Annotated in this window: 4 protein-coding genes; all 4 read right to left on the minus strand. The window is 63.2% G+C overall.

Going from position 1 to position 4747, the window contains the following annotated elements; translation table 11 throughout:
* A partial coding sequence (locus VGH68_RS17575; RefSeq protein WP_331604932.1) for an MFS transporter occupies positions 1-631 on the minus strand: 631 nt, incomplete at its 3' end.
* A gap of 367 nt (positions 632-998) precedes the next feature.
* Positions 999-2282 (minus strand): oxalate/formate MFS antiporter, encoded by a 1284-nt coding sequence (gene oxlT / locus VGH68_RS17580; RefSeq protein WP_414696959.1) that lies wholly within the window; start codon positions 2280-2282, stop codon positions 999-1001.
* 134 nt (positions 2283-2416) lie between these two features.
* The gene (locus tag VGH68_RS17585) at positions 2417-3994 is read right to left on the minus strand and encodes a gamma-glutamyltransferase family protein (RefSeq protein WP_331604933.1); all 1578 of its coding nucleotides are present in this window, start codon (positions 3992-3994) and stop codon (positions 2417-2419) included.
* A 134-nt stretch (positions 3995-4128) separates the two neighbouring features.
* Positions 4129-4747 (minus strand): amidase family protein (locus tag VGH68_RS17590; protein WP_331604934.1); only part of this gene is annotated, 619 nt, incomplete at its 5' end.

Raw genomic sequence — 4747 nt, forward strand, 5'->3', positions numbered from 1 at the left:
CGGCTTCATTGACCCCGGCATGATCGCGCGGTTGATTCTTGATGTAGTACCAGGCGCCAATACCGGATAGGACCGTGCCGACGCCGGCGATCGCGAACGCTGTGCGCCATGAGTGCGCGACCACGATCAGCCACGTGATCAGTACCGATCCGAGCGCTGCGCCGAGCGGCGAGCCGCCGTCCATCAGCGATGCGCCACGGACCCGCTCATGCTGCGTGAGCCACATGGCGTTGAGCGCACCTCCGGCCGACGCCACGGGCGCTTCTGCCACACCGAGTCCGAGCCTCGTCGCGAGCAAGGACATCGCATTGGTCGTCAACGCGCCAAGTCCCTGGAAGGCGCCCCAAAGCAAAGTGCACAGCGCGAGGACCAGCCGCGGCTTGAAGCGGTCGACTGCCATGCCGCCTGGAATCTGCATCAGCGTGTATGACCAGAAGAACGAACTCATGATGAGGCCCTGCATCACCGGCGTAAGCGTGAACTCACTTGCGATCATCGGCATCGCGACGGATAGCGACGCGCGATCGATGTAGTTGACCGTAACCAGCAGCAACATGATGAAGAAAATCTTCCAGCGGACGGATGTCTTCGGCTGGGCGTACGCCACGACCGCTGCAGGTACTCCGCTCATGCCTGTTCTCCTGATTCGCCGTTTCAAAGTCAGATACGTGCCGGGCGCGTTGCGCATCGGCGAGGCATTAACCGGCCATCTGCCACGCTGCAGGTGTCCGTTTTATGCCGGTTGAAATCGAGTATAGGGGCGCGGACCTGAGTGGACATAATCGAAAGTGACCCGCGCGGTCGATAGAAAACGGTGATCATGCGTGCCGCGGCGCGTGCTGGTTTCTCGGCCGGGCATCGGTGCGGACGCAAATGGTCGCTTCGACAGCGACCATTGCCATTGACGTGTCGACCGCTCCAATAAGGAGCGGTCGAGTTGTTTTCAGAAGTCGGAAAAAGCTTGATTGCGGAACGAACGTCGCATGCGAATCGATGTGCTATGCCTGCGCTGCTGCAAAACGCGCGCGTGCCGGCTTCAACAAGAACATCGCAAGCACCGCGGTACTCAGATCGAGCACGATCGCGCACCCGAACACCGGCACCCAGCTACCGGTGTGCTGATGCAGCAGCGCGGCGAGCGGGCCGCCGAAGATCGAGCCAATTCCGAACGATATATAAAGCCAGCCATAGTTGGCGGTGGCAAATCGGGTACCGAACGTGTCGGTCAAGGTCGAAGGGAACAGCGAGAAAATCTCACCCCAGCCGAAGAACACCACGCCGGACAGCAGCACGAACAGGACCGCATTGTCGCGCGTCATTAGCCACAGCGCCATCGCCACACCTTCCAGCGCGAACGCGAAGCACATCGTGTTTTCGCGACCCAGTCGATCCGATATCCAGCCGAATAGCGGACGGGTCAGACCGTTCGTGAAGCGGTCGATGGTCAGTGCCAGCGGCAACGCGGCGAGCCCGAAGACGAGTACCTTGCTGATACCGAAGTCCGCGGCGAAGCTGGCCATCTGCGACGTGACCATGAGGCCCGATGTGGACATCATCGTCATCATCACGAACATCAGCCAGAACAGCGGCGTTTTCAGCATTTCGGACGGCCGGTAGTCCCGCGTCACGACCGCGGTGCGGGAAACCGCCGAGCCGATACGGTCCGCGGCGGGCGGCACCCGCAGGCCCTGCGAGGCGAGCAGGCCGACTACTGCGAAGACGATGCCATACAGCCACAGCGTGGATTCGACGCCGCGCGTTGCCAGCGATGCGGAGATGGGGAAGGTGGTGACGATGGCGCCCATGCCGTAGCCCGCGGCCGCGACGCCTGCGGCAAAGCCACGTCGATCGGGAAACCAGCGAACCACGAACCCGACCACGCCGACGTAGACGATGCCGGTACCGAGGCCGCCAATGATGCCGTACGTGAGGTACAGCATCGACGTAGTGTGCGCATAGGAAGCCAACACCCAACTCACGCCTGCCAGCAACGTACCGATGGAGATCAGCATACGCGGCCCGAAACGATCGATCAGCGCGCCCTGGAACGGTGAAAAGAATGCCTGCAGCAGCACCAGCAGTGAGAAGGTCACCTGCAATTCCGGCAGTGCGATGCCGAATTTGGCCATCAGAGGCTTTGTCATCAGGGTCCATACATATTGCGGACTCGAGATGGTCATCATGCAAACAAGACCGAGTCCGAGCTGGATCCAGCGGGTATGCGGGGCTATTTGCACACCGGGCGAGGCGGCGCCATTCAGTGATTGCGTGCGGGTGTTCAAGGTATATCTCCGTTTCGAATTGAACTATCGACAGACCGACGGACGTGCGCGGTCCTTGCCGTCCGCACGAACGCTCCGGGTCGTCGATTCAAAAGGTGCGGGCGCAGCGGCCGCCCGCGCGGTACCGGATGCGCCTACCAGCCGGCCGCTGCCCCGTCGCTGCGCGGGTCAAAGCCTGCTTCCAGACATCCATTGCTGTGCCGGACGATCGCGCCGGCGTGGCCCATTGCTTCGTCGTACGGCCTCATCTGTTCGACGTCGTGGCCCAGACGGCGCAGCGCGTTGAATGTGTCGACCGGGAACCGCGCCTCGAGCTTCAGCGATTCGTTGGTTTGCCCCCACGTCCGACCCAGCAACCAGCGCGGCGCATCGATTGCGGCTTGCGGATTCCAGCCGAAGTGCGCGATCCGCGAAAATACGGCGCTTTGCGATTGCGGCTGGCCGTCGCCGCCCATGTTCCCGTAGACCATCGTGCGTCCATCGGCGAAGCGCGCGAGTGCCGGGTTCAGCGTGTGAAACGGCCGTCGCCCCGGCGAAAGTGGATTGCGCGCGGATGGATCGAGCGAGAAGCTGCAGCCGCGGTTTTGCCAGTTGATGCCAGACTCGGGAAGCACCAAGCCGCTGCCGAACTCGTGATAAATGCTCTGAATGAAACTGACCGCCACGCCATCGGCGTCGATTACGCCGAGCCACACGGTGTCGGCCGGTCCGAGACCGCGACCCCACGGAGCTGCCGCAGACATCGAAATGCGCTCGGCCATCGAATCGAGCACACGCGGCGCCAATAGCGCCTGTGGATCGATCTCCATGTGGTTCGGATCGGTGATGTGCTTGTCGCGTATCGCAAACGCGAGCTTGGTCGCCTCCACGCACGCGTGCACGTATTCGGGCCCGAGCGGATCCATGTCGTCGCGCAGGACACGGTCGAGCATACCGAGAATCTGCAGCGATACGAGCCCTTGTGTGGGCGGCGGCATGTTGTAGATCGTGCCGAGCGAATGCGTGAGCGCGAGTGGCTTACGCAGCCGCGCGCGATGCTGTTCGAGGTCTGCTAGCGTCAGTGGCGTTTCAAGCGCATGCAGATCCGCCGCGATGCTGCGTGCGAGGTCGCCTCGGTAGAAGTCGTCGAGACCCGCGTGGGCGAGACGTTCGAGCGTCGCGGCGAGGCGGGGCTGTACAAAGCGCTCGCCGACGGCCGGTACGCCCAGCGGGTTGTCGCTGGTCAGGAAGGTCTTGGCGAACCCCGCGACTGACTGCAGTTCCTGCCGCTTCAGCGCGATGCATTCGGACTGGCTGCGCGTAACCGGGATACCGCTTGCCGTGTAGGCGATCGCGTCTTCGAGCAGGCGCGCGACCGGCAGCTTGCCGCCGAGTGTGTCAGTCGACCAGCGATGCGCGAGCGACCAGCCTGATACTGTTCCGGCCACCGTATTCGCCGCCAGCGGGCCGCGAAACGGGATGGATTGCAGGCCGCGCGCACGGTAGGCGTCGATCGTCGCCGCCGATGCCGCCGCTCCGCACGCCTCGATGCCGATGGGCGCTTCGCCCGGCCGCGAAATCAGCCAGAAGCCGTCGCCGCCGATACTGTTCATATGCGGATACACCGCTGCGATGGTTGCCGCTGCGGCAATCATGGCCTCGACGGCATTGCCTCCGTCGCGCAGGATTGCGAGTGCGCTTTGCGACGCGAGCGCATGGGGTGTGACTGCCATCCCGCGGATGCCCCGCACAGGATTTAAAGATTCTGCTGACATGTTTCCTCGAAAATCGATCGACGATGGCTGACCACCCAACCGCGGTGGTTCGCATCATCAGGTGATACTTGCTGCACACAACGAAGCTGGCATCAGCGAGAAGCAAGCGCGATGCTCCAGCCAGTTCTACCTTCCACCCACTCGGCAAGCGACAGCAGTGCGGCATCGTGCTGACCCGCACCTACCAGTTGGACGCCAAGCGGCAGCCCAAGCGGACCGAAGCCAACCGGTAACGTCACCGCGGGCACGCCGAGGAAGGTCCAGGGCGTGCAGAACGCCGCATCGCCCGTATAGTCGAGCCCGAGGGGCGCCTCGCCGGATGCGGGCGCGACCAGCAGCGCGTCTAGTCTCGCTACTTCGGTGAGCCACCGGTCGAAGCGAAGCGCCATCCTGACCTGCAATGCGCTGGCTTTCGCATACTCAGTCGCGGGCAAAGCCCGGCCTTGCTGGACCAGCGCCGTCATCGGTGCGCTCACGAGAGCCGGCGAACGGTCCACCAGTTCGCCATGCGTCAGCGCCGCTTCGACTGCGAGCAGGATCGAAGCATGTCGTGCAGCATCGACCAGTTCGGCAGGCAAGTCCGCATCGACGATTTCCGCGCCATCAGCGCGCAAACGTAAAGCCAGTTGATTCAGCGCGTGTTGCTGCGCGTTGTCGACTGGTCCGCCTATCTGCTCGCGCAACACGCCGATGCGAGGAGGCCGCTGTGCC

Source organism: Paraburkholderia sp., assembly GCF_036488505.1.
Lineage (GTDB): Bacteria > Pseudomonadota > Gammaproteobacteria > Burkholderiales > Burkholderiaceae > Paraburkholderia.